Raw genomic sequence first — 22,433 nt, 5'->3', positions numbered from 1 at the left:
AGAAGGCCGTAAGGCTTTTGAGCTTCGCCGTCAGCTTAATTTGCGTGTTGGACGGCACTGTGCGCTTGACGACGGGCGGATGTTCCACCGCCCGTTGAACCTGCATTGCCGTGCCCGTATAGGGTTTGGCGTGGAAATTGCATAAAAGAAGCGTAGCCGCTTTAGCGGCGCAGCGACACAAGCAATTTACATGACAAAGGCTTTTGTCAGTGTTGAAGCGGGTGTTAGAACGTTTCTATATCCCATTTATTTTCATTAATAATATCTATATCAATATATTTTTTATAATTCCAAAAATCCTTATCTAAAGAAAGTATAGAAAAGTTATTATTCACTGCTACGCTACAAATTAAATAATCAATATGAGAACCTTGTAACCCATGTTTCCGGCAAAGATTAAAATATTCAGCAGCTGTCTCATAATCCTTTGTTGTTATTTCAAAGTCTGAAAATGTTTCAAGCCTCTGCCTCAGAACTATAAAGGTATTTAAATCAGAAATGCCGCTTAAAATTTCTTGACGTATCGGGCCAAGCATTATCACACATCCATTTCGTATCAGATTGATCAAATACAATTCAAGATTTTTGTCTTTTTGACAAAGCTCTCTTTTTCTGAGAATCAATGACCACACCGATGTATCTACAAGTATAAAATTCATCTGCTTCTCATTTTTTTGTAATCATAGTCTGAATCATATTCTATCTGGCCAAACATTTGTATCAGTTCTTCCGATTGCCGCCTTTGGATAAACTCCTTTAAGGCTGTATTCACTGTTTCTTTCTTTGAATGGTAACCGCCTATCTTATAGGCCGTTTCGAGAAGTGTTTCGCTTATTGCAAGATTCGTAGCCATACTAAACCTCCACACATATATTATACACATAATAGTGTGTAATCGCAAGGAAAATACAGTATAGTATCTTTTACGGTAAGTTGTAAAATAAAATGCCCAAAAAAGGAGAAAAAAAACGGTTCACCTGAACCGAAAAACCATTATAATGAGTTTGTGAAACAAGATAATAGGAGGAACAGATGAACCGTCTTGATAGTAGTACAAAAAGAAGAACGCGGACATACTTGAGCGAAAGAGAGCGCTACAGTATTGAACTCTTATTAAAAGAAGAGTTCAAGCCAAAACAAATAGCTAGAGACCTTACAGCGGGATAGAAGAACTATCGAGCGGGAAATAAAAAAAGGCACCGTCCGCAAACGTATTGAAAATGCATACCTCAGCCGCAACCCTCAGGTACCCGATTATCTTGAAAAAGTCTTTTATTCTGCAAAAACAGGACAAGAATATGCTGAGCGCAAGAAACTATGGAAGGGACGTGACTTAAAGATTAAAGGCGATCAGGCACTGTTGAAGCATTTAGAGAAGCGTATTGCAGACGATAAGTTCTCTCCAGATGCGGCTATAGGAGAAATAAAAGCGCAGAGGCTGACCTTTTCAGTGAGCATTTGCACTGGGAAATGGATGCAAGTGGTAGGTAAAGGCAAAGCTTGTCTGCAAGTCCTTACCGAACGGGTAACAAGGAAAGAACTGATAGTTAAGATACCCAATAAGAAACCGGAAACGATTGTCAAAACAATCAATATATTAGAAAAGCAGTATAAAGAACGCTCGTATCAGCGGATAGCATAAAATCCTTTTTGGGGCAATACCTCTTGCAATTTATATTTCATATTTTTTACTACTCGTGAATAAAGACATCTCTATGACCGTCCGAAGGACTTATAACTCTTTGATTCTCTGAACAAGTTTTGAAATCTGCTTAACCTGCATTTGTGCCTTTGCCGTCGCGCAAAGCGGCGGCAAAGTTGGCGCGAAAGTTGCATAAAAAGGGAGCCAGAGGCGACCGCCCAAGCAAGTTTCGTGACAAAACAAATGTCAGCGTTGAAGCGGGTGTTAGAACGCTTCTACTTTATCAACCCGCCATGAAAATAACATTCATAAACTTCTTTTCCGCAGAAACTTATTATTTCTTTCCCTTGAAACCAATCAAAATTCCCATTTATAGAACATTTATATTCATAACTACCGTCTTCATATTTTTCCGGACCTCTAAACGGTTTTTCAAAAGGAACATTCAATAATGCTTCCTTCAAAAAATCTACATTAAAATTTTCTCCAGTCACACGTCCAATATAATTCATGCTCCAATACGGATTATCTGCAATCCAAAGAGCTTCTTCGCCGGCAAATTTTTCCCCGCCAAGATAGCTATCATAATACATAAAATTATTTTCACGATATACTAAGTCATGTGATTTTTCTCTTGAAGAAACCGTTTCAGATCCTTTTCCTGCATACGTTTTCTGTTTAGCTTTTATTAAAAACTCAATTAGTTTCTTGTCCATTTTATTCCTCAATCGGTGTAAAGTCGCTATTTTTAAATCAAAGTCTCTTCATCTCTCCGTGAATATAAAATTCGTCTCACTTCCATTATATGATCAATTACCACATACCAAACCGTATAATTGCCTACATTAATCTTTCTATACGGATATGGGCGTTGTTTTTTTGATTGCCATACGGCAAAAGATTCAGGAGATTCAAGCCGTTCAAGAATAGCTGCTTCAATTTTTGAAAGAGTATTTTCTGCTGCAATCGGATTTTCCAAATTATTCTGAATATAATTCACAATTTCGCTCAAATCCTGCTTGGCTAGAGGAAGGTAGCATAAAGTATATTTGCCCATCAATCAGCTTATTTTGATTTGGGAACGGATATGAGAAAAAACTTCTTCATGCGAAAGACGAGCATTTGTTGATGCCGCTTGAGTATCCGCTTCATTAAGTTGGCTTTCAATAGTATGTGTAAGGCTTTCGTACAAATCAAGACTCATCACAACCATAGAGCCATAACCATTTTTTGTAAGGAATACAGGACTTCTGTTTGCTGAAACTATATTTTCTATTTCTGAAAATTTATTACTCAGATCTGAAACAGGTCTAATGTGCATCATACGAATCTCCATTATCAAGATAATATCATAATTTTATCATAATATCTAGGAATTTGTAGAAAAATGTCAGCAATATGTCGTTCTAACATCAGCTTAACCTGCATTTGCGGCTTTGCCGACGCGAAGCGTAAGGCAAAGTTGGCGCGAAAGTTGCATAAAAAGGGAGCCAGAGGCGACCATCCAAGCAACTTTCGTGACAAAACAAATGTCAGTGTTGAAGCGGGTGTTAGGTCTTATTTATATTAAATTATCATAATCCCTTTTTGCATAAAAAATACGCATTATTGAAACTTCTTTTTTGTCATCATTAATCAGATACAACGCAATATAATTTTTCTTAAAAAGAAATCTGTGATATCCTTCTGTTTGTAGTACTAAATCATTACTTAAAGGATACATATACGGATTATTTTCAATATTTGTTTTTGCTTCTAAAAACTCTTCAAGCAAACTGTCAGCAGCTTTAGGATTACAGAGTATGTTGGAAATATATGTTATTATTTCCGACAAATCTTCTTCTGCTTTTTCCATAATTCGGACATCATAAGTCATGTTTTTCCCTTATACGGGAAACAGCATCCTCGACAGAAGAATATCTGCCGCTTTCCATGTCTTGTTTTGCTTCTTCAAGTTTCCCGTATACATTAGAAAGAAAAAGATTTTTTTCATAGGTTTCCATACTCATAATGACCATGTCGCCGTAACCATTTTTTGTAACAAAAATAGGCTCTTTATCCTCATGGCATATTTGAGAAATTGATGTAGTATTTTTTAAATCCCTTATCGGAACTATTCTCGGCATTTGTACCTCCTTGTGGGATTATTATGCCGCATATCTAGGTGTTTTGTCTATAAGAAATGAAAAACATTCTTCATTGCATAGAACACCCTATAAATTTTATTTTACAATCGTTTTTCAATAAAGTTATCGAAAACCACCTGCTTTTATAAAAAACAGGTGGAAAAGCAAAAGTATATTACTTTTATAACATAATTAGTTACATTTTTCATACTCATTTTTGCTTTTTGAAGTAATACTTGCCGATACCGAACCATTGCCTTTGACGCTACAATCTGCAGAATGATTTGAGAAATTATCTTTTGCATACCCCACGGCATGCTTGTCATCATTTCTATCAACTTCTATAGTTTGATACTGGTAGCATTGGGTACAACGAGCACTAAGCACATAATGATATTTATAACAAGATGCCGCAAAAGCTATTCCAACAACAATTATAAATGTTGTCACAACCAAAATAATTTTTTTCATAAAATCCTCCTATGATTTTATAAAGTTATTTTTGGTCGAAATAAATGTTATAGGCTGGTTCCGCACCTGCCTGCCTTTAGGCAGGTCAACCTAACTTGCGTTTTAAACCGCAACGCAGCTTGCCTGCGTTGTCGGCTTTGAAAACGGTGTTAGGTTTTCATTCTTCTACCCAATCTTCAATTTTCAAATCGGTTACTCTTGAAAATTCATTCGTATTGTGAGTAATAAGAGTCGCTTTTTCATGCAGTGCGGCGGCGGCAATAAGCAAATCATTTGCACCTATCAGTGTACCTGCATGCTCCAAATCTTTTCGGATTTCTGCATAGTCGTAAGACATTTTGTCTGTAAAATCCACAATTTCAAACGGCTTTAAAAATTTTTCCACTTTCTCTGTAGTCTTTTCTCTTGTCTTGCTTTTAAATGCACCCAGCAAAAGCTCTCCTTTTACTACTGAAGAAATTTTTATCTCTTTTGGTGAAACTGACAAGAATTTTTCTCGAACAGACGGATACTTTCCATTCATAAAGTAAATGCAAGTGTTTGAGTCTACAAAATACATTAAAAAGCCTCTCGCATTCCAAGTTTTGGTTGATCCGGTCTGGTAAATGACGAATCTGAAACAGAACCGAACAAATCAGCCCAGCCCTCCGGATAATGCGGTTCTATCCTTTCCATAATTTTGCTTACAACCCATTTTGAAAGCGACATTTTTTCTGCATGAGCTTCGTTTTCAATTTTGAGAAACTGCTCTTGCGTAACATACAATGATAATTGCGGCATTTTCGCACCTCTTAGTATAAAGGTATAACATTTTATCGCAAAAATCAAGTATGTTTACAAGTATATTATAAAAAAGGCGGGATTGCCCCGCCGTACAAAATATTCAGCCAAGATTAACTTGGCTAAATATTAATCTAAAGCTTTTTGGGCTATATCTTTTTGAATACTATCAAACTGAGTTTTTTCAATTTTTGATAGCTTAAACTCCTTGTTTTTATCATAATACCCATGATAGTATATTGTTTCATTACTATCATCATTTGCGACCAACTTAGGATCAATTAAAGCACTTCCCTCGACTATAAATGCTTGTTTCCCATAGACATATGGAATATAAAAGGACTGTGAACGCAAAACTGCATCAACCAAAGCAACAGCTCCAGGCACTTTTCCTAAAGCATTATCGACTGCATCTTCAATAGTTATATTCCCTTTTGTTGGAACGAATACAACTATATGGCAAACATCTTCGCCAAGAACTCTATTGCTATTTCTTTGATATTCATTTGCTCTACTCCACTCGATGTTTTTGGTCGATATAACAGTGAATGTTCCTAATCTAGTAGCACAACTTGTAAAAAAAATACTTGCTAAAATTGCAAGATATAAAAATAGTTTTCTCATAAAATCCTCCTATGATTTTATTTCCTTTTTTGGAGAAAATCTGTCGGAAGATTTATCTTACTAACAGCAAGTGGCGCACTGCGCCATCAACCTAACATCTTTTCGACCTTTCCTCATAATACCATAAAAACTACCCGTTTGCAATCTAAACTGCTACAAGATAAGCAATTAATCTTTCTTCCATAGTATCCACCGGAACACATCATCAACAGCCGGATTAGGCCTATCTTCACTAAACAGGTTAAAGAAAAATTACTGCCTATCTATGGAAATCTGCACCTCGAGAGCATCGCGGTTGAGGATGTAGGTGTAAACCATAACCGAGCAAGAGGCAGAAAATGAGGTTATCAATAAGTGAAAAAAGATGTAATATTTTGAATTCCTTTGTAAATCTATATCAATCAACACCCCCGACGTAGAGCGCCGGGGTGTAAAGGGATAATTTTTTAATACGGTTCTCCGTTTGCTTTGGGAGCGGCGGAGTTTTTACTGAACAGCACGAGGGCTATCAGCGTAACGAGATAGGGGAATATCTTGAGCCACACCGGCGGTATGCCGCTTAAAGCGGGGATAACTTGAGAAACGTTCGCAACGGTACGAGCAAACCCGAAGAAGAAGGTTGCACCGAGGATGCCGAACGGTTTCCATTGACCGAAGATCAAAGCGGCGATAGCCAAGAATCCGAGGCCGTCTACGCTGCCGTTAAATTCTCCCGAATAGGTTACGAGGATAATGGCGCCGCCCAATGCGGAAAGCGCACCGCTCGCACATACCGCGAAGTACCGCATCCGGTGTACATTGATACCGGCGCTCGCAACGGCGGACGGATGCTCGCCGCAGGCACGCAGCCGTAATCCGAATGAGGTCTTATACAGCAGTATCCACGATAAAATCAGTATCGCCAATACCAGCCACGTACTCCAGTATGCCTGCGAAAAGAAAAGCGGTCCCAATACGGGAATTTTTGAAAGACCGGGGATGTCCTGTCGGATAATGCTTGCAACACGTACGTTGCCTGATCCCGTTACGGTACGGGCAATATAAATCGTCAATGCGGCGGCAAGCATATTGATAGCGGTACCGCTGATAACCTGATCCGCTTTTAGTGTAATCGATGCAAAAGCGTGTAGCAACGAAAAAAGGATACCGGCTATAGCCGCTGCGAGCAATCCGATTGGAATAACAATCCCTGCCGGAACGGAGTGCTGCAATAAATTAATTACAACCGCTGCGGAAAAACTGCCGATCAGCATAAGTCCTTCAAGACCGAGGTTCGTAACACCGCTCCGTTCGCTGTATAATCCTCCGAGGGAGGTAATCAAAAGGGGAATCGTATATGCAATTACATAGGGAAAAATTAAGGTTAAAATATGCCACATACGTTATACCTCCTCTGCAGAAAGCCCAGCTGTTTGGCGTGTGCGTATCTTTTTAGAAATCATTCCCCAGAAGCGTTTAAAGAGCAAACTGGTTGCAGTAAAATAGATAATAACCGCAATGATGGTATCCGCAATTTCCGGCGGAACAATAGTGTTCGCGCTCATAAAGCCTTTGCCGACGTGCAGCACGCCGAAGAAAATTGAACTGAGTGCAACTCCGATCGGTGTCCCTGCACCAAGCAAAGAAACAGCAATACCGTCAAACCCTTGCGAGGGCATGACACCGATCTGCATATTCAGCGCATAGCCGGTGTAGTAGGTGAGTCCGGCCAAGCCCGACAGCGCTCCCGCTATCATCATCGAAATAACGATATTCCGGTTTACTTTAATTCCTGCATACTCCGCACAGTTGCGGTTATAACCGACTGCTTTTAATTCAAAGCCGAGCGTTGTCTTATCCAAGATGATTTTAAGGAGAACCATGGCAAGAATGCCGAGAAAGATACCGTAGTTTACGTATTCGCTGCTGAACAAGTTGGTAAGCCATGGGGTACGAAGCGAGCGGGTAACGGCAATAGATTTACTTTCCGTTTCCAGATATTCCGCTTTTAAGTAACCCGGTACAATATAGAAGACCAGCCAATAAGCAATCCAGTTCATCATAATAGTTGAAACAACTTCGTGTACGTTGAACAGCGCTTTTAATAGACCGGGAACGAGACCCCAAAGCGCACCGCTCGCAACACCGATAAGAATCAGTAAAATAAAAAAGAGCGGTCGAGGCATAGAAGTTGCCGACAACGCAAACATACTGCCGAGCAATCCGCCGATCAGCATTTGCCCCGAACCTCCGATATTAAAGAGACCGGTTTTAAATGCAAATGAGACGGAAAGACCTACTAATAAAAGCGTCGTTGCCGTTGCAAGCGTATTCCCGATACGTTCGATGTTCATCAAACCGCCGCGAAAAAGATAGCTAAAGGCAATAAAAGGGTTTTCACCGATACAAACGATGAGAATTGCTCCTGCAATTAAACCGAGCAATACGGCAGAAAGGCTGATTACGAGGGTATTATCCGCAAGCGCCGTGTGTTTTTTTATCATCACTGTTGGCCTCCATGTTTGTGCTTGTCCCCAGCCATCATCAAGCCTACTTCTTCGACTGTGGTTTCCTCTGGGCGGACAATACCGGTTAATGCGCCGCGGTGCATAACGGCAATTCGATCCGATAGGTTGAAGATTTCGTCCAACTCAAAGGAAATGAGTAAAACTGCCCGTCCTCTGTCGCGGTGCTTTACCAATTCTTTATGGATTGCTTCAATAGCGCCGACGTCCAACCCGCGGGTAGGCTGCACGGCAATCAGTAATTCGGGGTCAAGGGCGATTTCGCGGCCAAGGATAGCCTTTTGCTGATTACCACCGCTCAAGTTGCGTGCAGCCGAGTAAACCCCTTCGCCGGAACGAACATCGAATTGTTTGGTAATATCACCTGCAAATGAGAACATCTTGTTTTTATGCAGGAACCCGTGCTTTTGGAAAGGTTCTTTGTAGTACGATTTAATAATCGTGTTTTCGGCAATGGAATACTGCATAACCAAACCGTGCTTTTGACGGTCTTCGGGAACCAAACCCATACCTAATTCGTTGCGTTCACGGATAGATATTTTCGTGATATCCTTACCGCAAAGTAGAACCGTTCCTTCCGCAATCGGCATTAAGCCCGAAAGTGCATGCACAAGCTCACTTTGTCCGTTGCCGTCTACGCCTGCGATACCGACGATTTCTCCTTTGCGTACTTGCAGCGAAAAGTCATTGACAGCAGGTACCTTTTTTGCCCCGATAACTTTGAGGTGTTGTATATCGAGTACTACTTCACCGGGTTGTGCCGGCGCTTTTTGTACTTTAAATTCAACCGGACGCCCGACCATTTTTGCCGCCATCTCATTTTTGGAAGTAGTCGCAACGTCTATCACGTCGATAAGTTTTCCTCTCCGTATGATGGTGCAGCGATCTGCAACGTCCTTAATTTCCTGTAATTTATGGGTGATGAGGATAATGGATTTTCCTTCTTTTACCAGATTCCTCATTATTTGGATAAGTTCTTCAATTTCTTGCGGAGTTAAGACAGCGGTCGGTTCGTCAAAGATCAGCACTTCTGCATCGCGGTACAGCATTTTTAAAATCTCTACGCGCTGCTGCATACCGACCGTTATATCCATAATGCGTGCATTCGGATCGATTTGTAATCCGTAGCGGGCGCTTAATTCTTTAATCTTTTTTTCGGCCTTATGCAGGTCAAGAAAAAAGCCGCCTTCTTTCCCGAGGATAATATTTTCGGTAACGGTAAAGTTATGTACAAGCTGGGAATGCTGATGTACCATACCGATACCGAGTTCATTGGCATCATTCGGATTATTGATAACTACCGGCTTACCGTTTACGAAGATTTCTCCCGCATCGGGGTGATATAAACCGAATAAGATACTCATAAGGGTGGATTTACCTGCGCCGTTTTCCCCGAGAATTGCGTGGATTTCCCCTTTTTTTACCTGCAATGTTATATCATCATTTGCAACAATACCGGGGAATTCTTTGCGGATATGGCGCATTTCGATAGCATATTGTTCAGACAGATCAGGCCTTCCTTTATTTACACTGTAAACTTTTATCTAATTAACGAACAAAGAAAAATCCGAGGTATATGCACTCATACAGCCTCGGATTCACAAAAAACGATTATCGATTAACGGAACAAATCGCCCTGCTTGTCGGCAACGACGATGGCTCCCGATTTGATCTGCTGATAAATTTCATCTACTTTCTTTTGTACATCATCGGAAAGATTGGGGTTTTCAGGAGGAATGCCGACCGCATCTTCTTTAGCAGTCAATACAAGTGTGGCTCCGCCCTTGAATTTTCCGTCGAGTTCATCTTTGATCATATCATAGGACGCACGATCGACATACTTCATTGCAGAGGTCAGGATGATCGATTTTCCGTCGGGGAGTAATCCTTCGTTATACTGATTGACGTCAACGCCGACAACCCATACGTCTTTTCCAACCTGACGACGTGCTTTTGCTTCGTTGATAACGCCGACACCGCCTGCCGCCGCGTGGATACAGGTAACGCCGCGGTCAAACATAGAAGCTGCAATCTGCTGTCCCGCTGCGATATCGCTGAATGTCCCCTGATATACAAAGTCTTCCGGATGCATTTCGATGTTTGTTCCGAGATTTTCATTGGCATATTTGATACCCTGCTGCCATCCCCAGTTAAACTTCTGGACAGCAGGGATTTCCATACCGCCGATAAAGCCGAAACGACCTTCCTGCAACTGGAGCGCTGCGGCAAGTCCTGCGGCAAAGCCTGCTTCTTGTTCGGCAAAGAGGATACCGATGGTATTCGGTCCGTTTTGAGCATCATAAGAATCGGCCGGGTGAGCGTTACCGTCGATGATAACGAGCTTTGCATCAGGATATTTTGTCTGGGCCTTGAAAATTGCGGTTTCAAACTTAAAGCCGGGGCACACGATGAATTTATATCCTGAATCATAAAGGTTGGAAATTTCTTTTACATAGTCCGCTTCGGTTGTCCCGACCGGCTTTAAGTATTTAATTTCAACGCCGAGTTCTTTTTCTGCGCGGATAATACCTTCCCATGTTCCCTGATTGAATGATTTATCATCAATCGTCCCCGCGTCGGTAACCATACCGACTTTCATAGCTTTCTTTGCCGTTTCTTCGCTCTTTGTACATGAGCAAATGACAAACGCACTGAATACCAGTAGAGCTGTTCCCAGTACTGTTTTTAAGCTTATTTTTCGCATATTTGCGCCTCCTCAAATAAGTTGAGTAAGTATACCTCAATAGAAATGCCGTGTCAAATCGTTAATATGTTAATATAATGAAGGTAAACGCATCAGACTGTTAGGAGTATATCCCCCGCAAAATAACGAGGCTGTATCAGCAGAATTTCGCCGCTTTGCGGCTCAAATGCTGCTCCAGCCTCGTTATTTTGCGCTATGGTTTTAACTGTCTGATGCGTTTACCCATTTACCGGAAAAATATGCGAAATTTTATTCAAAATTTCGCACAGAAGGAAGGCAATCGCTAAAAATATTTTTAATACGGTTGCCTTGATAATGAGGATAATCGCATCAGAGTTTTTTTAACAGCTCCGCAGAATAATCTAATCCGGTTTGCCGCTGTACTAAAGCGATTTTTTTTAGTATGTTAGAACCTCAACGGTTTTTATGGTAACCGTATTTTTATTTAAACTTATAAAGGGCGGCTGAATGAATACTTTTTATAACGCGGAAGAAACATCAAAAGAAAAAACAAACGATAGCGCGAATGAGCAGCTGATGCAAAAATTCCTGAACACTCGTCAAATTATCTTATCGGGTGAAGTGAATAAAGAACTGGCAGAAAAGGTTATCCGTCAGCTGTTGATACTTGAAGCCGATTCCGCTTCAAAACCGATTTATGTGTATATCGATTCTCCCGGAGGAGATGTTGATGCCGGTTTTGCGATTTTTGATATGATCCGGTTTATCAAACCGCCGGTTTATACGATCGGTATGGGATTAGTAGCCAGTGCAGGCGCACTTATTCTTTTAGCGGCGCCGAAAAACTACCGGCTCGGGCTCCCGAACAGCCACTACCTCATCCATCAGCCGTTATCCGGCATCAAAGGGGTCGCGACGGATATCGAAATCCATGCAAAAGAAATTGAAAAAATCCGTGCAAAAATAAATGCGCTTATCGCCGAAGAAACCGGTAAGGACGTAGCGGCAGTTGCAAAGGATACCGACCGTGACTATTGGCTTTCGGCTGATGAAGCAGCCTCTTACGGGCTGATCTTACAGGTCATAAAAACCCGCAGCGACCTTCCCAAAAAATAAAAACAGCATCCTTGACGCAGTGTATAGCCGTAAAACGTCAGGTACTAACCCTTTCACATGGATAACAGGCGGCTCTTAATCTACATGGTTGACTTCAATTTTAGAGCCGTCTGTTCAGTTCCACACAAGCGGCCGTTTGTTATCGGACAGCCGCTTATCAAGATATTCCTTATTTAAGTGCAGCTCTTTTACTAATGTCCGCATTTGATCGGCGGAGAGCAGGTTCTGTTCGGCAAAAAGGAAGATGAGCGCCCGCTCCGCAATACAGGGAACGCGGAGAGCATTGATCCGTTCCGGCGAAGGATTGGCACAGTCGAGGTATTCAGCCTTAAATGTATTGAATAATACGGAATGCTCCATATCATTTTGAATTGCTGCCAGCTCCTGCATAAGCGGCTGCATATTTCCTCTGCTTGCTTCTATTCCGAGCGGCTTTAACGTAAAGAACGTGTATTGCTTGCCGGGTAGAAAATGATGCTGGTCGCAGCGGGTACAGTAATTCGGCTCGAAGGGATCTTCTTTTTTGCGGTCTCCGCCGATGATAATCAGCGGATCAAAATAGAGTGCGGGACATTCAACACCGTTTACAATATAATAACGATAGGTGTTGTAGCCGTTTTGCAGACAATCGGGATGTTCGCAATAGGCGGAGAACGGATATATTTCCGTCGCTGTTTCCACTAAGAGCCGCGCCGTCGCATTGAAGATTTCGCCGCGGAAGTTTAATAGCAAGGTCGGCATAACAAACACAAGCCCGCGCCGGTCGCTTTCCTTTTTAATCACGTATGCAAGCCGTTCGTCGTAGAAAGCCGCCTCGTCGATAATCCACGTACCGATGTGCGGGTTTTCCTGCAATAGTTTTTCAAGCGCAAACGAATTGCCGACCGTCGAGATATTTTCTCCGCACCGTTGATAACCGCCGCGGTAAGCAAGCGCGTCATCAGGATAATCGGGGAACCGTTCTTTATCGAGGCTGTAGCGCGCAAAAAACGTGTACCGTCTATCCGCCGAACCGATACCGCTTGCAGGGTCAAACAAGTCTTTTTGAGAGTTTGCACCGCTGGTCAGTTTTTGCACGGCGCCGCTTTTGGTACGGGCAACTTGCGCATCCCGCCATACGTTCCCCGCATATTCTGTTTTTCCCGAACCCATCGGGCCGACCACCAGAATACGGCGAGAGGCAGTAGTAAAGTCAAAATGAGCTTTCGGCTCATGCATCAATAAAGAAGGAAAACCAAGGTTTTTAAACCAAGCGTTAATCTGTTCTTGTGCGGGTTCCAATTGCATTTATAAAGCTCCAAATCGTGAGAAGGGGAATACCCGCAGTATTGTTGTGCCGAGTATTTTTTCTGCAGGGACATATTTCGGTTCGATATTACTTAAAAATCGAATTGATTGCGCATCGTTTTTATCAACAGAAGTTAATTTAAAAACAGTGGTATGGCGCATATCGGTTGAATTGAACCGGTTGTCGCCCATCATAAAATATGCGTTTTCGGGAATGTACTCATCCGCTCCGGCAGGGAAGACATTCATATTGCGCTGATTAGTCCATACAAGATAAAAGGCGTAATTTTGCGCTTCTTGCAAAAGCCTATTCCGCACTTCGTCGTTGATGAATTGCTCCGCCGTAGCGTTTGCGCGGAATAGCTCGATATTGCGGATAACGATTTTACCGAAGCAGAGTTTGATAAGCGCATTTAATTGCGCAAACCGTTTTTCGTATAATGAAGCGTGCTGAGTATCGCCGCTTTGCCAATAGGGTACCCACCCTGTCATAAAGCTGCGGAACCATGCAAGCCCGCCGTTGGTGGTTAAAATTTCGCGGCTTATCGTATCGTTGGCACGGAAGAGTGCACTCATTTCATATTCGGATTCTCGCAAGAAATCTGCAGCTGCCGCCGTATCCTTATTATCTTTTAAGAGAGCAAGACGTCTAATAAGCGATTCGGTTTGCCGTACCGCATCGGCTAAGTTGAGTTCTTTCCGCTGCGATTCAACCGCTTCCAGCACACGCAGTTCTTCGGCGCCGATGTATATGTCTTTGATTAAACGGCGCTCCGATTCAGGCAGACTCGCTAAATCCCAATGTGCATAGAGACTATCTTCTTCTACCGGTAAAAATTCGGTATCGCCGCGGTGTTTAACGTACAAAACCCCGTCGACCAGCATCAGCTTTTCGCCGGGAAGCCCCGTAACCCGCTTTACCAGCGGATCCGCTTTCAGTTTGCCATTATCATCAGTATTGATATTAACTTGCGCAAGGGTGAGCATATATACTAACTGCGACATAAAAGTTTTAAGCCGCGCCTTGGGCGTATTGGGATAATTCGGATTATTTAAGATAACAATGTCGCCGCGTTTGTAGTGCTTCCACTGAGGAAGTCTAAAAGAAGAAAGCGGGAAAGCAGGCCCCGAAGGGGTTTTAACGCCGATCACCGTATCGCCGATCATAAATTCAGGCACCATAGATTCCGAAGGAATGCGGTATACTTGAAAGATAAAGATATTGACGAGCAGCACAAAAAAGATTGCATAAAAAGCGGCATCGACCCATTCGAGTAATTCAATGAATAGTGATTTTAGTATTTCGCCGCCTTTTTTACCCTTGCGTGGAAACATCTTTTTCTTTAATTGAATGGGTTGAATATCCGGAAAATATTTTTTTAAATTTTTATTTTTCAGATAATGAACGGTAACGGCTTTTAAAATAACGATACCGAACCACAGCAGTGCAAGAATGGCATCCAACATATAAGGTGAATGTTCTACAAGTGCACGGGAGCAGATAAAACAGGCAATCATAACAAACGGCCAGTAATCAAAGAGCTTTCTTGTGATAACCAGCGAGATGTAAGTTCCTTTCCGCTTTAATTGCAATTGCGAATACACAAGCGCCGCAGAAAAAACGATACCGGCAATGCTCCCCGTAATGGCTAAGCCGTGTATATTATTGACAACTAATAAAAGTGAAAAAATAAAAGACAGTCCCGTACAAATACGGAAAAATATCACCATGGATTACCTCGTAAATGATTTTTTATTGTAGCGGTTATCATTCAGAATGTCAATTTTTCGATTTGTGCATTGTTCATAGCATTGCTGTACTTTCGTACGCCGTACCTTGAACAGTTAATAATAAAATGATAGTATTTATTCCTAATTAGAGAAAGCTGATACGGGGACTCATAATATCAGCATTTCTCTATTGGCAAGCGTTTGCTTGCTGCGCATCCTACAAGTGAAGTACCCCCATAATTACAGCGGATTTTCTAGCAATTATTCACTGCTAACACGGACGGTCTCCACGGTATTCAATGTAATGCAGTAGTTGATGTATAATTCTATTATCAAAAGGAGATACTTGACAAAATGAAAGAAAAAAGTATAATACCCCCCCCCCCCCCCCCGATACATACACCTGCCAATAAGCCTATACACATACAGGAATCATCATTGCAAGACGGGAGATACCTTATGACTACGGGAAAGAAAATTTTTTCGCTTAGATATAAGCTTGCTTTGCTTTTCGGTGCATTAATTTTAATTGTCGGTGTTACGATGGGTGTTTTAGCTGTCAGAATAGCCCGTAAAGCGGTAATCGAAAAAATTGAGGCGCATCTTACCGATAAGGCAACGGATGTCGCCGCGATTGTGGACGGAAAAATGTCCGCGGTTATGCAATTTATCGAAGGTCTTGCCCGTATGCCGTTCTTACGCGACGAGAACCTTTCTTTGCAGCAAAAAGCGCAAATGTTGGAACAAGAGGCGAAGCGTAATGCAAAAATAGACTATTTCGGGATATGCGATCTTGAAGGCAATCGGTATGACGCACATAGAGCTCTTACGTTTGTAAATGACAGGGTATGGTTCCAAACCGCTGCTAAAGGAAAAAGTTATATTATGGAACCGTTCCTTTCTCAAATAACGAATGATATGCAAATACTCTTTGCCGTTCCGATTTATGACGATGCGAATACCATCATCGGTGTCCTTAGCGCAGCCGTGCCGGCAAAGCTGCTTTCTGAAGAAATAAGTGATATTGTAGTCGGTCAAAACGGATACTGTTATATTGAGGATTCGTCGGGTACAGTCATCGCGCATAGAGATTTCTCGTTAGTGCAGAGCCGTGCTAATTCACAAGAAAAAGTGAAAACAGACGCAGCGCTTGAGTCTCTGTCCGCGTTTGAAAAACAGGCGTTAGCATCGCAAGTTTCTTCCGTAGGATACTATGAGTATAACGGCATCGATAATATAGCTTCTTATGCGACAATTTCGTTAACCGGTTGGACGGTTATTATAAAAGCCCCTGTTAATGAGTTTATGGGAACCGTTAAGACGCTTCGAATCAGCATCCGTATTCTGGGAATTGTTCTTTTTGCAATAAGTCTTATTGTTGTTTATATTATCGCCTATAGAATTATGCGTCCTATTCAGTCGGTTGTGGCTGCATTACGGGATATCGCTCGCGGTGAAGGAGATTTAACGGTTCGTTTGCCGGTTTTCGGAAATGATGAAATAACAAATTTGTCCGCATACTTCAACGAAACAATAGAAAAGATTGCTTTATCGGTACGTGCTGTCGCAACCAATAGTGAATCAATGGAAGAAATCGGAACCGAGCTTGCTTCCAATATGACCGAAACTGCAAGCGCTATTCATCAAATCAGCGCCAATATCGAAGGGGTAAAACAGCAGGCAATGACACAAGCTGCAAGCGTAACGGAAACAGCAGCCACGATCGAAGAAATTGTTCGGACAATTAAACAGCTTAACACCAGCATCGAAACACAGGCGGCAAGTGTTGCACAGTCCTCAGCTTCGGTAGAACAGATGGTTGCAAATATCACTTCAATCACGAAGACCCTTGAAAATACCGACAGTACGATTAAAAAGCTGGCCTCTGCAACCGGAGACGGAAAAGAAACAGTTGTAACCGCCAATAGCGTAACGCAAAAAATTGCAGAGGAGTCAGGTGGTTTGCTGGAAGCTTCGAGTGTTATTCAGCATATTGCTTCGCAGACAAACTTGCTTGCAATGAACGCGGCAATAGAAGCTGCTCATGCAGGAGAGGCCGGTAAGGGTTTTGCGGTTGTTGCTGACGAAATCCGAAAGCTGGCGGAAGATTCCGCAACACAAGGAAAGGCAATAACTGCGACACTGAAAATATTAAGCGGAGAAATCGAAATGCTTTCGGATTCTTCCAGAACAGCTGAAGAGAAATTCAATACTATCTTTAACTTATCGGAGCAGGTAAAGTCGATGAGTGATCGTTTGACCGAAGCAATGCGTGAACAAGAAAACGGTAGTAGGGAAGTTCTTACTGCAATTAAAAATATCAATATGGTAACGATTGAAGTAAGCGAGGGCTCTGCCGAAATGCTCAAAGGGGGCGAAGGTGTTGCGGAAGAGATGCAAAAGCTGAATGATCTTACTCGTATTATTACCGACAGCATGAATGAGATGGCTGCAGGCGCGGTACAAATCAATAATGCCGTGCAGGAAGTAAATGAAATTACACAAAAGAATAAACAGAATATTGAAGGCTTAGTAGCTGAAGTCAATAAGTTTAAGGTTTAACACCTCTGTTTTACAAATACACCAAAGGGGAGACGAATTTGTTGTCTGCCCTTTGGATGTATCCACCTGCTTTTAATTTCCTCTATAAACTATTATTATGTTTATAACATCTCCTGCGAACTCTGTAAGGGGGTCCTTGACTTTTAGGGGGGGTATTGAACCAGACGGTTGGCATTGCTAGTAACCTTTCCGGTAATCCCGATAGGAAGAAAGCCTTTCTATCGGGATTTTTTTACCCTACCTCGCAAGCAGCTTGTTCAAGCGTTTTACAAAGTCGGCGGTGTCTTTGAGCGTACTGCCTTCCAGCAGCAGCGCCTGATCTAACAGCACAAATGCAGTGTCGGCAATGAACGCTTCATCATCGGTATCCTTGAGCCGCTGTAGGATGGGGTGTTCCGCATTGATTTCCAAAATAGGCTTCACCTCGCCGCGGAGCTGCTGCCCCATTGCCCGCATCATGCGCTCCATCTGCAAGCTCGGATCGTTTTCGTCCACTACGATACACGAAGGTGAGTCGGCAAGCCGTTTGGAAAGGCGTACTTCTTTTACCGCATCGCCGAGCGCTGTTTTAATCTTTTCGACAATCGGCTTAAAGTCTTTTTCCTTCTGCTTTGCTTCTTTCTTTTCTTCGTCAGTGCTCAGCTCCTCGTCGGAGCCGGCGCGGTTTGCAGCCTTGAGTTCCCAATCCTTATACTTGCCGACGGACGGGATAACAATATCGTCAATTTCATCCGGCATAATCAGCACTTCAAAGCCCTTCGCCTTGTACGCTTCCAAGTGCGGGGACTGCCTGAGCGCCTTTTCATCGCCGCCGGTGATATAGTAAATCGCCTTTTGTCCTTCCTTCATCCGCTGTACATAGTCGGCAAGACTCGTCCATGTGTTTTCCTCATTCGTTGTTCTAAAGCGGATCAGTTCTAAAAGCTCGTCGCGGTGCTCATAATCGCTGTACAAACCTTCTTTTAGCGGACGGTTGTATTCGGCGATAAAGGTTTCGTATTTTTCCTTATCGCTTTCTGCAAGTTTTTTAAATTCGCCTAAGAGTTTTTTTACCGATGCAGAGCGGATATTGTTCAAAATGCGGTTCTGCTGCAAGATTTCGCGGCTGACATTGAGCGGCAAATCTTCACTGTCGATAATACCGCGCACAAACCGCAGATACACCGGCAACAATTCTTTCTCATCTTCCGTAATGAACACCCGCTTGACAAAGAGCTTTACACCGGGCTTGTAGTCGGCATGGTACATATCGAAGGGTGCCTTTGCCGGTACATAAAAGAGCGTGGTGTACTCCAGCGTTCCCTCAGCCTTGGTGTGGACGTATAAGAGCGGATCGGTAGAATCGTGCGAAAGCGACTTATAAAAATTCTTGTAGTCCTCGTCTTTCAGCTCAGACTTAGGTTTTTGCCACAGCGCGCTTGCATCGTTGATTTGCTCGCTCTTTGCCGCCTGCGATTTTTCATTGCCCTTATCATCATATTCTTTGTGAATATAATGGAGATAAATCGGGAATGCGATATGATCCGAATAGCGTTTGATAATGTCTTCAATCTTCCAGCGGCTTGCAAATTCGGAATCTTCATTGTTTAAATACAGGGTGATGCAAGTACCGTTGGCGCCTTCGGGAACGTCATCAATGAGCGGAAACGCAGAATCATCGGTTTGCTCCAGTTCATATTCGCCTTTACCGTCGGAAATCCACTTCCACACGGTATTTTCGCCTGCTTTTTTAGAAATCACTTCGATTTTAGACGCAACCATAAAGGCAGAATAAAACCCGACCCCGAATTGACCGATCAAGTTGGAATCTTTTTTATCATCCGCAGCGAGCTGCTCCAAAAACGCCTTGGTGCCGGAGCGGGCAATCGTTCCAAGGTTATTTTTGATATCCTCATCGTTCATACCGATACCGGTGTCGCGGATCGTCAGCGTCGGCGTTGCGGCATCTTCATTAAAACTAATATCGATGCGGGGATTAAACTGCAAGTTTTTTAACGCGGCATCCGACACGGTTAAATATTTCAGCTTATCGAGCGCATCCGACGCATTTGACACCAGCTCCCGCAGGAATATTTCCTTATTTGAATACAGAGAATGGATAATCAGGTGGAGCAGCTGATTAACTTCCGTTTGAAATTCATACTTTGCCATACTATAACCTCAATATATGTAAGTAATTTGAGCGGTTTGAAGCCTATTCATTACTGAATGATAAGTAATACCGCTTTTAAGCCTTTGCTGTTTTTAAATGAAAAGGCAGATTAAATGTACTTAAAATAGAGAGAAACGGCAAATCGCTGTAGCGTCCGGGTAAACGCATCAGACATTTGGGCGTAGTTTCTCGCAAAATAATGAGGCTGTATCAGCAGAATTTCGCCACTTCGTGACTCAAATGCTGCTCCAGCCTCATTATTTTGCGATTTATATTTATTCTGTCTGATGCGTTTACCCTGCTTACAGAGAAAAAAAGGGGGCGCGAAATTTTGAACAAAATTTCGCATCCAAGGAAGGGACGAGATTCGTGCGTAACACAAATCTTGCTACTGCTTATAACCACGGACATCCCTCATCAGCATAGCTGATAACGAGTTTAAAGTTAAGTTTTTATACAGTAATGATTTTTAAATTAGCCATGGATGGCAGTGGTTTTAACAGTAACAAGTTTTCGATGAGAAAACTTGAAGATAAAGACGGTACAAGGACGTACCGTTTTTATCGTAACATCGCATCTAGATCTAAGGAAACTGTCCAAAAACTATTACGCAATCCGCTTTAGCGGATATGATAAATCATTTCCTTACAGAAAAGCCGATAGGCTTCCAGTTTTTGGACAGCTCCTTTGGAAGCATAAAAATGAATTTATTCAAAAAATCAGGAGTTTTTTAAAAGATGCCCATAGCAACAAAAAAAGGAAATTCCAAAACTCTGTTATTTTAGAATTTCCTTGTGTGTTCGCTTTCAACAATCGTTAAACACTCGTCTCTTAGCTCTGATATGCTTTTAGCATCCACGCCAGTTTTTGATAGTCTTTGGTATAACCGTTGAACATATCAGCCGTAACGCCATCTTCTTCTTTTTCCGCAAGTTCGACAATTTCTTTCGAATCTTTAATCCAACAGTCGGTATCGGCAATGAGCGTTTTTATTGTCTGCTCGGTTGATTTAGGACCGTCTTCCAGTTCTTTAATCGTTGCAATTGCGAGTGCTTCTTTCATGTTGGAAACAGGATTACCGCCGAGCGAGAGAATGCGTTCAGCAACTTCATCAAGAATGTCGCCCGCTTCGTCGTATAATTCTTCAAGTTTTGCATGAAGAGTAAAAAAGTTACTTCCCTTTAAATTCCAGTGCAGATTATGTTTTTTTACATAATCGACCAGTTGATTGGCAAGATACAGATTTAATTTCTGTCCTAATTCTTTTGTCATATTCGGCTCCTATTGAAAGATTTACTCTTTTGCACTTCTAAAGAAATGCATCATAAGTATTGTTTTTAAGATACGTAAAAAAAAGGCAGTTGTCAACAAAGTTTATAGCAATATTGATGCAGGTTATTTTTATACTGGCTTCATGGTGTAAATCAAGTGGCATCTATCGGAGAATTAAAGAGCCGGATACACAACCGAAGCTGCGTATTCTCGGCTCCTTAACGGTTTATTTTTAACTGTTAAAAAACTAACCGAGCTTTTTTAGATGCCCGGCTATCTGCCGGTATGGCGGAGCGTTGCCCGCTTTTCCAGTTCTTCCAGCGTAAGCTGCGGATAGCGTACTTTTGCAAGGAAGATCATTGCGGCGATGATGTACGGCTTAAAGCTTGCTTGCTTGTAGAGCGGCACGCGGTAGCGGTCGAACACCGAACCGGCAACTTCGCCTTCTTTGCAGCTGACGCCGGTGATATCCGCCGGTAAGCAGTGAAGATAGAGCGCTTTGCCGTCTTTGGTCAGCTTCATCATATCTTCGGTGCATTCCCAATCTTTGTGTTTGCCGTTCTGAGCGAGCAGTTCTTTTTCGAGTGCTTTGATACCGTCAAAGTCGCCTGCGCCGTAGAGGTTCGTCCGCTTTTCCATTGCGGTAAAGGGCGCCCAGCTCTTAGGATACACGATATCGGCATCTTTAAACGCTTCTTTCATGCTATTGGTCTTGGTAAAGGAACCGCCCGACGCCTTTGCCTGCTTTTTCGCAACTTCTTCAACCTCAGGCATTACTTCATATCCTTCCGGATGTGCAAGTACCACGTCCATTCCCAAGCGGGAGAATAGACCGATTGCGCCCTGCGGAACGGAAAGCGGCTTGCCGTAAGAGGGTGAATATGCCCATGTCATCGCGATTTTCTTACCCTTGAGGTTTTCCAGCCCGCCGAACTCATGGATGATATGGAGGGTATCCGCCATAATCTGAGTGGGGTGGTCGATATCGCACTGCAAGTTAACGAGGGTCGGGCGCTGTTCGAGTACGCCGTCTTTATTGCCTTCGGCAACCGCATCCATAAAGGTGTGCATGTAGGTATTGCCTTTGCCGATGTACATATCATCGCGGATACCGATAACGTCAGCCATGAATGAAACCATATTAGCGGTTTCGCGGACGGTTTCTCCGTGGGCAATTTGAGACTTGCCTTCGTCCAAATCCTGTACTTCCAAACCAAGCAGGTTACACGCAGAGGCAAAGCTGAACCGTGTGCGGGTTGAGTTGTCGCGGAACAGCGAAATGCCGAGACCGCTTTCAAAAATCTTTGTAGAAATGTTAGCTTCCCGCAAGGTGCGCAGCGCATCGGCTACCGTCCATGTTGCAAGAATTTCATCGAAGGTCTTTTCCCATGTAAGGAAAAAGTCGTTGTTGTACATCTTCTTAAAGCTCAAGCTATTGAGCTTTGTAATGTACGGATCCATAATCAAGGCCATAATTACTCCCATAAAAACTTTTGCAGGA

The 22,433-nt window shown here is 42.6% G+C and carries 23 protein-coding genes; 3 read left to right on the top strand and 20 right to left on the bottom strand.

Features of this window, described 5'->3' with window-relative positions; genetic code table 11:
* Positions 1 to 224: 224 nt before the first annotated feature.
* Together ABK01_RS02775 and ABK01_RS02770 are read right to left on the bottom strand one after the other, a co-directional pair.
* Positions 225 to 659: a type II toxin-antitoxin system VapC family toxin gene (locus ABK01_RS02775; protein ID WP_212565972.1), complete on the bottom strand. Its 435-nt coding sequence runs from the start codon at positions 657 to 659 to the stop codon at positions 225 to 227.
* Entirely contained in the window at positions 656 to 853 is a 198-nt protein-coding gene (locus tag ABK01_RS02770; protein ID WP_212565971.1) for a type II toxin-antitoxin system VapB family antitoxin, read from the bottom strand. The genes ABK01_RS02775 and ABK01_RS02770 overlap by 4 nt, the downstream gene beginning before the upstream one ends.
* A 507-nt stretch (positions 854 to 1,360) precedes the next feature.
* On the opposite strand from ABK01_RS02770, the gene ABK01_RS11785 reads away from it, so the two are divergent.
* Positions 1,361 to 1,642, top strand: coding sequence for a hypothetical protein (locus ABK01_RS11785; RefSeq protein ID WP_371922020.1), 282 nt, complete (start codon positions 1,361 to 1,363; stop codon positions 1,640 to 1,642).
* 275 nt (positions 1,643 to 1,917) lie between these two features.
* Here the strand turns inward: ABK01_RS11785 and ABK01_RS02760 are convergent, their stop codons facing one another.
* The 13 genes from ABK01_RS02760 to ABK01_RS02700 form a co-directional block, all read right to left on the bottom strand.
* The gene (locus ABK01_RS02760; RefSeq protein WP_253676174.1) at positions 1,918 to 2,358 is read right to left on the bottom strand and encodes a DUF5680 domain-containing protein; all 441 of its coding nucleotides are present in this window, start codon (positions 2,356 to 2,358) and stop codon (positions 1,918 to 1,920) included.
* A gap of 32 nt (positions 2,359 to 2,390) precedes the next feature.
* On the bottom strand, positions 2,391 to 2,699 hold the full coding sequence (locus ABK01_RS02755; RefSeq protein WP_371922019.1) for a type II toxin-antitoxin system RelE/ParE family toxin: 309 nt from the start codon (positions 2,697 to 2,699) through the stop codon (positions 2,391 to 2,393).
* Positions 2,700 to 2,702: 3 nt separating this feature from the next.
* A complete protein-coding gene (locus ABK01_RS02750) occupies positions 2,703 to 2,966 on the bottom strand; it encodes a type II toxin-antitoxin system Phd/YefM family antitoxin (RefSeq protein ID WP_253676172.1) in 264 nt (87 codons plus the stop codon).
* Between the two features lie 237 nt (positions 2,967 to 3,203).
* The gene (locus ABK01_RS02745) at positions 3,204 to 3,497 is read right to left on the bottom strand and encodes a type II toxin-antitoxin system RelE/ParE family toxin (protein WP_253676171.1); all 294 of its coding nucleotides are present in this window, start codon (positions 3,495 to 3,497) and stop codon (positions 3,204 to 3,206) included.
* Positions 3,498 to 3,507: 10 nt separating this feature from the next.
* Positions 3,508 to 3,768 carry a type II toxin-antitoxin system Phd/YefM family antitoxin gene (locus ABK01_RS02740; RefSeq protein WP_253676170.1) on the bottom strand — a complete coding sequence of 87 codons (261 nt, stop codon included), beginning with the start codon at positions 3,766 to 3,768 and terminating at the stop codon, positions 3,508 to 3,510.
* Between the two features lie 192 nt (positions 3,769 to 3,960).
* Positions 3,961 to 4,239, bottom strand: a complete 279-nt coding sequence (locus tag ABK01_RS02735; protein ID WP_253676169.1) for a hypothetical protein — start codon at positions 4,237 to 4,239, stop codon at positions 3,961 to 3,963.
* Between the two features lie 157 nt (positions 4,240 to 4,396).
* On the bottom strand, positions 4,397 to 4,798 hold the full coding sequence (locus ABK01_RS02730) for a type II toxin-antitoxin system tRNA(fMet)-specific endonuclease VapC (RefSeq protein WP_162662476.1): 402 nt from the start codon (positions 4,796 to 4,798) through the stop codon (positions 4,397 to 4,399).
* The gene (locus ABK01_RS02725) at positions 4,798 to 5,019 is read right to left on the bottom strand and encodes a hypothetical protein (protein WP_212565967.1); all 222 of its coding nucleotides are present in this window, start codon (positions 5,017 to 5,019) and stop codon (positions 4,798 to 4,800) included. Before ABK01_RS02725 ends, ABK01_RS02730 begins: the two co-directional genes overlap by 1 nt.
* A 129-nt stretch (positions 5,020 to 5,148) precedes the next feature.
* A complete protein-coding gene (locus ABK01_RS02720) occupies positions 5,149 to 5,643 on the bottom strand; it encodes a hypothetical protein (RefSeq protein WP_212565966.1) in 495 nt (164 codons plus the stop codon).
* Between the two features lie 446 nt (positions 5,644 to 6,089).
* Complete coding sequence (locus ABK01_RS02715; protein ID WP_044013714.1) at positions 6,090 to 7,022, bottom strand: ABC transporter permease; 933 nt, start codon at positions 7,020 to 7,022, stop codon at positions 6,090 to 6,092.
* A gap of 3 nt (positions 7,023 to 7,025) precedes the next feature.
* On the bottom strand, positions 7,026 to 8,126 hold the full coding sequence (locus ABK01_RS02710) for an ABC transporter permease (RefSeq protein ID WP_253676168.1): 1,101 nt from the start codon (positions 8,124 to 8,126) through the stop codon (positions 7,026 to 7,028).
* The gene (locus tag ABK01_RS02705) at positions 8,126 to 9,631 is read right to left on the bottom strand and encodes an ABC transporter ATP-binding protein (protein WP_253676167.1); all 1,506 of its coding nucleotides are present in this window, start codon (positions 9,629 to 9,631) and stop codon (positions 8,126 to 8,128) included. The genes ABK01_RS02710 and ABK01_RS02705 overlap by 1 nt, the downstream gene beginning before the upstream one ends.
* A gap of 134 nt (positions 9,632 to 9,765) precedes the next feature.
* Positions 9,766 to 10,851 (bottom strand): BMP family lipoprotein, encoded by a 1,086-nt coding sequence (locus ABK01_RS02700; protein ID WP_253676166.1) that lies wholly within the window; start codon positions 10,849 to 10,851, stop codon positions 9,766 to 9,768.
* A gap of 468 nt (positions 10,852 to 11,319) precedes the next feature.
* Here ABK01_RS02700 and ABK01_RS02695 point away from each other — a divergent pair, with 468 nt between their 5' ends.
* On the top strand, positions 11,320 to 11,928 hold the full coding sequence (locus ABK01_RS02695) for an ATP-dependent Clp protease proteolytic subunit (protein WP_253676165.1): 609 nt from the start codon (positions 11,320 to 11,322) through the stop codon (positions 11,926 to 11,928).
* 114 nt (positions 11,929 to 12,042) lie between these two features.
* Here ABK01_RS02695 and ABK01_RS02690 read toward each other — a convergent pair whose 3' ends face one another.
* Positions 12,043 to 13,215: a thymidine kinase gene (locus ABK01_RS02690; RefSeq protein WP_253676164.1), complete on the bottom strand. Its 1,173-nt coding sequence runs from the start codon at positions 13,213 to 13,215 to the stop codon at positions 12,043 to 12,045.
* On the bottom strand, positions 13,216 to 14,946 hold the full coding sequence (gene lepB / locus ABK01_RS02685; protein WP_212565960.1) for a signal peptidase I: 1,731 nt from the start codon (positions 14,944 to 14,946) through the stop codon (positions 13,216 to 13,218).
* 459 nt (positions 14,947 to 15,405) lie between these two features.
* On the opposite strand from lepB, the gene ABK01_RS02680 reads away from it, so the two are divergent.
* Entirely contained in the window at positions 15,406 to 17,508 is a 2,103-nt protein-coding gene (locus tag ABK01_RS02680; protein WP_212565959.1) for a methyl-accepting chemotaxis protein, read from the top strand.
* A 237-nt stretch (positions 17,509 to 17,745) separates the two neighbouring features.
* On the opposite strand, the gene htpG is transcribed toward ABK01_RS02680, so the two are convergent.
* The 3 genes from htpG to ygeW all read right to left on the bottom strand — a co-directional run bounded on the left by htpG (position 17,746) and on the right by ygeW (position 22,405).
* Entirely contained in the window at positions 17,746 to 19,659 is a 1,914-nt protein-coding gene (gene htpG, locus ABK01_RS02675; protein ID WP_253676163.1) for a molecular chaperone HtpG, read from the bottom strand.
* An 832-nt stretch (positions 19,660 to 20,491) separates the two neighbouring features.
* Positions 20,492 to 20,932, bottom strand: coding sequence for a Dps family protein (locus ABK01_RS02670; RefSeq protein WP_212565957.1), 441 nt, complete (start codon positions 20,930 to 20,932; stop codon positions 20,492 to 20,494).
* Positions 20,933 to 21,205: 273 nt separating this feature from the next.
* Positions 21,206 to 22,405: a knotted carbamoyltransferase YgeW gene (gene ygeW / locus ABK01_RS02665; RefSeq protein ID WP_253676162.1), complete on the bottom strand. Its 1,200-nt coding sequence runs from the start codon at positions 22,403 to 22,405 to the stop codon at positions 21,206 to 21,208.
* Positions 22,406 to 22,433 lie beyond the last annotated feature (28 nt).

Source organism: Treponema sp. OMZ 305 (assembly GCF_024181325.1).
Classification (GTDB): Bacteria; Spirochaetota; Spirochaetia; order Treponematales; family Treponemataceae; genus Treponema.
This window is presented reverse-complemented; position numbering and strand designations above follow the sequence as displayed.

Bases quoted from the DNA above. Each gene is read 5' to 3' on its own strand.
- ABK01_RS02775 (WP_212565972.1), bottom strand. From the start codon at position 659: ATGAATTTTATACTTGTAGATACATCGGTGTGGTCATTGATTCTCAGA.
- ABK01_RS02770 (WP_212565971.1), bottom strand. From the start codon at position 853: ATGGCTACGAATCTTGCAATAAGCGAAACACTTCTCGAAACGGCCTAT.
- ABK01_RS02760 (WP_253676174.1), bottom strand. From the start codon at position 2,358: ATGGACAAGAAACTAATTGAGTTTTTAATAAAAGCTAAACAGAAAACG.
- ABK01_RS02755 (WP_371922019.1), bottom strand. From the start codon at position 2,699: ATGGGCAAATATACTTTATGCTACCTTCCTCTAGCCAAGCAGGATTTG.
- ABK01_RS02750 (WP_253676172.1), bottom strand. From the start codon at position 2,966: ATGATGCACATTAGACCTGTTTCAGATCTGAGTAATAAATTTTCAGAA.
- ABK01_RS02745 (WP_253676171.1), bottom strand. From the start codon at position 3,497: ATGGAAAAAGCAGAAGAAGATTTGTCGGAAATAATAACATATATTTCC.
- ABK01_RS02740 (WP_253676170.1), bottom strand. From the start codon at position 3,768: ATGCCGAGAATAGTTCCGATAAGGGATTTAAAAAATACTACATCAATT.
- ABK01_RS02735 (WP_253676169.1), bottom strand. From the start codon at position 4,239: ATGAAAAAAATTATTTTGGTTGTGACAACATTTATAATTGTTGTTGGA.
- ABK01_RS02730 (WP_162662476.1), bottom strand. From the start codon at position 4,798: ATGTATTTTGTAGACTCAAACACTTGCATTTACTTTATGAATGGAAAG.
- ABK01_RS02725 (WP_212565967.1), bottom strand. From the start codon at position 5,019: ATGCCGCAATTATCATTGTATGTTACGCAAGAGCAGTTTCTCAAAATT.
- ABK01_RS02720 (WP_212565966.1), bottom strand. From the start codon at position 5,643: ATGAGAAAACTATTTTTATATCTTGCAATTTTAGCAAGTATTTTTTTT.
- ABK01_RS02715 (WP_044013714.1), bottom strand. From the start codon at position 7,022: ATGTGGCATATTTTAACCTTAATTTTTCCCTATGTAATTGCATATACG.
- ABK01_RS02710 (WP_253676168.1), bottom strand. From the start codon at position 8,126: ATGATAAAAAAACACACGGCGCTTGCGGATAATACCCTCGTAATCAGC.
- ABK01_RS02705 (WP_253676167.1), bottom strand. From the start codon at position 9,631: ATGCGCCATATCCGCAAAGAATTCCCCGGTATTGTTGCAAATGATGAT.
- ABK01_RS02700 (WP_253676166.1), bottom strand. From the start codon at position 10,851: ATGCGAAAAATAAGCTTAAAAACAGTACTGGGAACAGCTCTACTGGTA.
- ABK01_RS02695 (WP_253676165.1), top strand. From the start codon at position 11,320: ATGAATACTTTTTATAACGCGGAAGAAACATCAAAAGAAAAAACAAAC.
- ABK01_RS02690 (WP_253676164.1), bottom strand. From the start codon at position 13,215: ATGCAATTGGAACCCGCACAAGAACAGATTAACGCTTGGTTTAAAAAC.
- lepB (WP_212565960.1), bottom strand. From the start codon at position 14,946: ATGGTGATATTTTTCCGTATTTGTACGGGACTGTCTTTTATTTTTTCA.
- ABK01_RS02680 (WP_212565959.1), top strand. From the start codon at position 15,406: ATGACTACGGGAAAGAAAATTTTTTCGCTTAGATATAAGCTTGCTTTG.
- htpG (WP_253676163.1), bottom strand. From the start codon at position 19,659: ATGGCAAAGTATGAATTTCAAACGGAAGTTAATCAGCTGCTCCACCTG.
- ABK01_RS02670 (WP_212565957.1), bottom strand. From the start codon at position 20,932: ATGACAAAAGAATTAGGACAGAAATTAAATCTGTATCTTGCCAATCAA.
- ygeW (WP_253676162.1), bottom strand. From the start codon at position 22,405: ATGGCCTTGATTATGGATCCGTACATTACAAAGCTCAATAGCTTGAGC.